At 71.0% G+C, this 6,990-nt stretch carries 2 protein-coding genes and 1 pseudogene; all 3 read left to right on the top strand.

The window, feature by feature from the left end; translation table 11 throughout:
* On the top strand, window positions 1-3,127 hold a 3,127-nt coding region (gene recC / locus ABZF37_RS12945; protein ID WP_372720581.1), incomplete at its 5' end, for an exodeoxyribonuclease V subunit gamma.
* A complete protein-coding gene (gene recB / locus ABZF37_RS12950) occupies window positions 3,124-6,675 on the top strand; it encodes an exodeoxyribonuclease V subunit beta (RefSeq protein ID WP_372720584.1) in 3,552 nt (1,183 codons plus the stop codon). The genes recC and recB, both read left to right, overlap by 4 nt.
* A pseudogene (locus ABZF37_RS12955) lies at window positions 6,676-6,990 on the top strand (exodeoxyribonuclease V subunit alpha); the annotation flags it as partial.

Consider the following 6,990-nt stretch of genomic DNA (forward strand, 5'->3'; position numbering starts at 1 on the left):
GATGCTCCACGTCCACCACAGCAACCGTCTGGAACGCCTCGCCGATAGCCTGTGCGGGGTGATCGCCACGCCGGTCGGCGCGCCGCTGGCGCCGGAAACCATCCTGGTGTCCAACCCCGGCATGGCGCGCTGGCTGTCGCTGGCGGTGGCGCAGCGCCTGGGCGTGGCGGCCAACCTGGACTGCGTGTTTCCGGCGGCCTTCGTGTGGCGGGTGTTGCGCGCGCAGGACGCAAGCCTGCCCACGGTGCCGCCGGCCGAGCAAGGGCCGCTGCTGTTCGGGCTGCTGGCGGCGTTTCAGAACCCCACGCGACCGGCGGAACTGGAGCGCTATCTGGCGGGCGACGATGGTCTTAAGGCCTGGCAGCTTGCCCGTCGCCTGGCCGATTGCTACCAGCGTTATCAGGTGTTCCGGCCGGACTGGCTGGCGGCCTGGGAAGCGGGCGCGGATACGGGCTGGGACGCGCAGCTGTGGCGGCAGGTGGCGGCGGGGCGGCCGCACCCGGGGCGGTTGTTGACCGATCTTGCAAAGCGCCTGCGCAGTGGCCGGTTGGGTCTGGACGGTCTGCCGATGCGGGTGTCGGTGTTCGGCCTGTCGGCCTTGGCACCGACTTATCTGCAACTGCTGCAAACCCTGTCCGGGCAGGTCGACGTGCATGTGCATTTTCTTGATCCGTGCGCGGCGTACTGGCATGACCTGCAGGCGCCGCGCGTGGCGGCGCGGCGGCGCCGGCGCTGGGCACGGCAGGCGGCCGGCGCGCCGGAACGGATGGATGAATCGTCCGACAGCCATCCGCTGCTGGCCGCCTGGGGTCAGGCCGGGCGCGAGTTTGCCGGTCAGTTGCTCGAATGCCAGGCGCTGGAGACCGAGGATTACGAAGACCCGACCGCGGGCAGCCTGCTTCGGCGCCTGCAGCGCGACATCCTGTTTCTGGAACCGCCCACCGAGCAGCCGCTGGCGCGGGATGACCGTTCGCTCGAAATCCACGTTTGCCACAGCCCGCTGCGCGAGGTGCAGGTGGCGCACGACCGGCTACTGGGCTTGTTCGAGGCCTACCCGGACCTGACCCCGCGCGACTGTGTGCTGATGGCGCCGGACATCGAGGCCTACGCGCCGCACATCGCGGCCGTGTTCGGCGCCGCGCCGGGCGGGCGGCGCATTCCGTTCGCGCTGGCGGACCGCGCGCCGCGCGCCGAGCAGGCCCTGGCCGCGGCCTTCGTGGAGTTGCTCGACCTGCCGCAAAGCCGCCTGCCGGCCTCGCAGGTGCTGTCGCTGCTTGAACTGCCGGCGCTGTGTCGCGCGGTCGGTATCGATCCTGCCAGCCGGCCGCGCCTGCGCGAGGCGCTGCGCGCCAGCGGTGCCCGTTTTGCCTACGACGCCGCGGCGCGGGCTGACCTGGACCTGCCAGCCAGCGACGAACACACCTGGCGTGCGGGCCTGGATCGTCTGCTGCTGGGACACGCCACGCACGACGATGCGCTGGATGACGTCGTGCCGCTGCCGGTCGGCGGCAGCGAACTGGCGCAGGCGGTCGGTGCGCTGGCCGAGCTGTTGCGCCGCCTGCGCGATCTGCAGGCTGATCTGGCCGGCCCGCACGTGCCGGCCGAATGGACGCGGCGCCTGCTGGTGGCCCTGACGCTGTTCGAGGCCGGCGACGAGGACGAGGCCGACACCCTGGCCCTGCTGCGCGGGGCGGTGCTGCGCCTGGCGCAGGAGGCGCAGGCCGGCGACTGCGCGATGCCGTTGCCGCGCGCCACCATCAAGGCGCAGGTGGCCAGCATGCTGGACGAGGCCGGCCCGGCGCGGGCCTTCATTACCGGCGCGCTGACCTGCTGCGCCCTGTCGCCGATGCGGGCGATACCGTTTCGCGTGGTGTGTGTGCTGGGCCTGGGCGACCGGGATTTTCCCCGCCGACGGCGGCCGGCCGAATTCGACCGCCTGGCGGACAACCACCGGCCCGGCGACCGGGTGGCGCGCGACGAGGATCGCTATCTGATGCTGGAGGCGCTGCTGGCGGCGCGCGACACCGTGCACCTGAGCTACGTCGGCCGGCGCCAGAACGATAACGCGCCGCTGCCGCCCTCGGCGCTGGTCACCGAACTGCTGGACCTGGCCGCGCGCATGACCGGTGATGCCAGCCGTCTGCTGGTCGAGCATCCGTTGCAGCCGTTCAGCGACGCCTACGGCCACGCGCCGCGCCTGGTCACCCACGCCGCCGAGTGGTTCCAACCGGCCGCCGCCACGCCGCCGTTCGCCGCCGTACCGCTGGCCTTGGTGACTGTGCAGGACTGGACGCTGGAGGAGCTGACCGGCTTCGTGCGCTCGCCGGCGCGCTGGTTCCTGCGCGAGCGGCTCGGTATCCGTTTGCACCAACCGGACGATGCATTGGCAGACGAGGAACCGTTCTACCTGGATGGTCTGGCCAGCTACGCGGTCGGCCAGCGCCTGGTCGCAGCGCACCTGGCCGGGGACGATGCGCAGGCCGCCTATCGGCGTTTGCGCGGCGAAGGCGCGTTGCCGGCCGCTGCCGCCGGTCGGCGCCTGTTCGAACAGGCCTGGCACCAGACGGCGGCGTTTGCAGCACGGCTGGCACCGCTGCTGGCCGCGCCACGGCCGGATATTTTGTTGGACATCGATCTTGCCGGCGGGCATCTGAGCGGTCGCCTGCGCGGACTGACAGGCGAGGGCCTGATCGCCTACCGTTACGCGAAGTCGCGCCCGCGCGGCCTGCTCGAATTATGGGTGCGCCACCTGGCGGTCAACGCGGCTGCTGGATCGACCGTCAGTCGCTACGTCACACGCGGCGAAACGGCGCTGCTGCGGCCCCAGGATGATGCGCCGGCCTTGCTGGCGGACATCCTGGCCCTGGCCTGTCAGGGCCGCAGCGAAGCCTTGCCGCTGCTGCCGGAATGCGCGTTTGCCTACGCCAGTGCCGGCGATCACGAACGTGGCCTTGCCGCCGCGCGCAAGGTCTGGGCGGGCAGTGACTACACCGGTCTGCAGGGCGAGGCGGACGACCCGGACGTGGGGCTTGCCTTGCGCGGCCGTGACCCGCTGGCCGAACCGGCCTTTGCTGAGCTGGCGCAGCGCCTGTGCGGACCGCTGCTGGTGGCCATGGAGCGCGCATGAGCACGCCGCTCGATCCGCTGGCCTTGCCGCTGACGGGGCGACACCTGATCGAGGCCAGCGCCGGCACCGGCAAGACCTGGGCCATCGCCGCGCTGTACCTGCGCCAGCTGCTGGAGAACCGGCGCGAGCCGGGCCAAATGCTGGTGGTGACCTTCACCGAGGCGGCTGCCGCCGAGTTGCGCGAGCGCATCGCCGCGCGGCTGTTCGAGGCGCGCGATGCCCTGCTCGGGGGGGTGCCGAAAGATGATTTTCTGGCGGCATTGGTCGTGCGTCTGTCGGACCCGGAGCTGGCCAGTGCGCATCTGAATGACGCCCTGCTGCGCCTGGACGAGCTGGCGGTCCACACCATCCACGGCTTTTGCGGGCGGGTGCTGGCCGACCATGCGTTCAGCGCTGGCAGCCGCTTCGAGGCCGACCTCGAAACGGACATCCGCCCGCTGACGGCGCAGATACTGGGCGATTTCTGGCGCCGGGAGTGCGCGGCGGCCAGCCCGCCGGTGCTCGATGTGCTGTACCGCCTGTGGCCCATGGGTCCGGAAAGCCTGGCCGGGGCGCTCAGGAAACTGGCTGGCCGGGCGGGCTTGCGGCTGTTGCCGGCTGCGAGCGAGGCGTCCGTGTCGGCAACGCAATCGGCGCTGAGCCGCGCTGCACAGGCGTTTGCTGCCGCCTGGCGGGTCGGGCGCGACGATGCGCTAGCCCTGCTGCAGGACCACAAGGGGCTCAGCCGTGCCAAGGACCACGGCTACCAGCCGGCCGACCTGGGTGATCTTTTCAGCGCGATCGATGCCTGGGTCCCGGACCCGCAGGTACTGCCGCCGGCCGGCATCGAGCGCCTGACTCCGGCGGTGCTCGATGCGGCGTTGAAGCCCACCGCGCGCAGCAAAGGCATCGCCGCGCCGGTTCACCCGCTGTTCGATGCCGCCGCTGAGCTGACGGCGGCCGGGCAGACCTTCGCTCAGGCCGTGAACGTGGCCACCGTGCATGCCGCGCTCGATTACCTGCGCCAGCAAAGCGAAGCTCGTCTCGTGACGCGCGGCCAGCGCGGCTACGACAGCCTGCTGCAGGAATTGGCCGCTGCGCTCGGCGGCCCCGGCGGCCCGGCGCTGGCCGGCACGCTTTCCGGTCGCTATCCGGTGGTCATGATCGACGAGTTTCAGGACACCGACCCGCTCCAGTACCGGCTGTTCGAGGTCATGTACCAGGCGGCGGCGGACGGTTTTGGACTGTATCTGATCGGCGACCCGAAACAGGCCATTTACCAGTTCCGCGGCGCCGACGTGTTCGCCTATCTGGCCGCCCGCAATGCGATTCCGGCCGGACAGCGTCAGACATTGACCACCAACCAGCGCTCCACGGCCCGGCTGGTCACGGCCGTGAACGCGCTGTTTCGTCAGCACCCGCGGCCGTTCGTGCTGGATGCGCCGGGACAGGAAATCGAGTTTTACGAGGTCGCAGCGGCAGGCAGGACCGAGCAGGCGCCTTTGCTGGTGGACGGCGCGGTGCTGCCGGCCTGCGAGGTCTGGTGGCTGGCCCGTGAGGACAAGCCGATCAGCAAGGAACGCGCGGGCGAGCAGGCGCTGGCCGCCACCGCGGCGCGGGTTGCGCAGCTGCTGGCCTTGGGTGCCGCGGGGCGGGGGCGTGTGGGTGAACAGGCGCTCTGCGGCCGGCACATCGGCATTCTGGTCAAGACCAACCGGCAGGCCGGCGCGGTCCAGGCAGCGCTGCGCCAGGCCGGCGTCGACAGCGTGTGCCTGCGTGAGGACAGCGTCTATCAGAGCGCCGAGGCGCTGGCGCTGGAGCGGATTCTGCAAGCGGCACTCGACCCGGCCGCCAGCGGCGCGCTGCGCACGGCGCTGGCCACGCACCTGCTGGGTGCCACGGCCAGCGACATCGCGGCGCTGGATGGCGACGAGGCGGCCTGGGAACGTCACGTCGCGCTGTTCCACAACGCCCGGCGGCGCTGGCTGGCGGCAGGTCCGCTGCCCATGCTGTTCGGGCTGATGCAGGAGGCCGGCATCATCGGTCGCCTGCATGCCAGGCCCGACGGTGCGCGGGCGCTGACCAACCTGATTCACCTGGGCGAGCTGCTGCAGGCGCAGGCCACCAGCCGGCCGGGCCTGGACGCGCAGCTGCGTTTCCTGCGCGATGCCATCGCCGGCGAAGGCGGGGTGGCCGAGAACCAGCAGCTGCGCCTGGAAAGCGACGCCAACCTGGTACAAATCGTTACCGTGCACAAGGCCAAGGGCCTGGAATGGGACATCGTGTTCCTGCCCTTCGCGTGGTCCGAGAACAAGCCCGACGACGCGCCGCCGTTCCAGTTTCACGATCCGGAGGATTTCGCCTTCACGGCCGACCTGGCGCCGTCCAGCTCCCACGCCAATCTGGCCCGCAAGGAGGCGCTGGCCGAGCGCGTGCGCCTGCTGTACGTGGCCCTCACCCGCGCGCGCCAGCACTGTGCGCTGCCGTTTGGCGCCATCAACCTGGCCGATCGCGGCGCGCTCGCCTGGCTGCTGTACGGCGGCGAGGATCTGAGATCCCTGGACGAAGCCGCCGCCCGCGCGCCGTGGCAGGCGCTGGCCACGGCCAGCGTCGGCGCCATCGTGCTGACCGAGCCGCCGACCGATGCGCAGCATCCCGCCGGCAATGCGCCGCAGGCCGGGCGGGCCAGCAGCTTTGGCGGTCGCATCGACAGCCGCTGGCGCGTGACCAGCTATTCCGCCCTTGCCGCCGGTGCGGTGGGCGCGGACCGGCCCGATCACGATGCCGTCGATACGGGCGCGGTCGCCGTGGTCGAGACCGCCAGCCTGGCCCCGTCCGATACCAGCGGCGTGCTGCCAATCGCCCGCTTTCCGCGGGGGGCGACGGCCGGCACCAGCCTGCACGGCCTGTTCGAGGTGCTCGATTTCCCGCACGCCCACGGCCCGGCGCTGGGCGACGCGGTGGCGCAGACCCTGGCGCGCGCCGGCTACCCGCCGCTGTGGCAGTCCACGCTGGAACGGCTGGTGGCGGACGTGCTCGACACGCCGCTGGATGGCCAGGCACTTCGCCTGCGGGACATCACTCGCGAGCAGCGGCAGGATGAACTGGAGTTCTACTTTCCCCTGGCACGCATCGAGGCGGCCACGCTGAACCGCCTGCTGGAGGCCACCACCCTCGCGGCCGATGCCGCGGCGCTGCGCTTCGATGCCGTGGAAGGCGTGCTCAAGGGCTACATCGACCTGGTATTCGAGCACGCCGGGCGGTTTTATCTGGCCGACTACAAGTCCAACTGGCTCGGCCAAGGCGCGGTGGACTACGCCCCCGAGGCACTGCGGGCGGCGATGGCCGAACACCGCTACGACCTCCAATACCTGGTCTACACGGTGGCGCTGCACCGGTATCTGCGCCTGCGGGTGGCGGATTACGACTACGACCGCCATTTCGGCGGCGCTTATTACCTGTTCCTGCGCGGTATGGCGCCGACGCACGGTAGCGCTGGCATCTACTTTGACCGGCCGGATCAAGCACTGCTGCTGGCGCTCGAAACCGCCCTGTGCGGAGGTGCCTGAATGGACGCCCGGCTGCTCGCCCTGCAGCAAGCGCGCGCGCTGCGACCGCTGGACGCGCATTTTGCCGATCTGCTGCTGCGTCACGCAGCAAAGCCGTCGCAGCAACTGGCGCTGGCCGCTGCGCTGGTCAGTCGCCACACCGGCGAGGGACACGTGTGCCTGCCGCTGGAGCGGTTCGCCGGTCGGACTTTGTTCGAGGACCAGTCCACCCAGGGCTGGCGCACGCCAGCGCTTGCCGATTGGCGGGAGGCGCTGTTGGGCAGTGGCGTGGTCGGTGAGCCCGGCGCCAGCAAGCCGCTGATCCTGGACTGTGCC

Source organism: Immundisolibacter sp. (assembly GCF_041601295.1).
GTDB lineage: Bacteria > Pseudomonadota > Gammaproteobacteria > Immundisolibacterales > Immundisolibacteraceae > Immundisolibacter.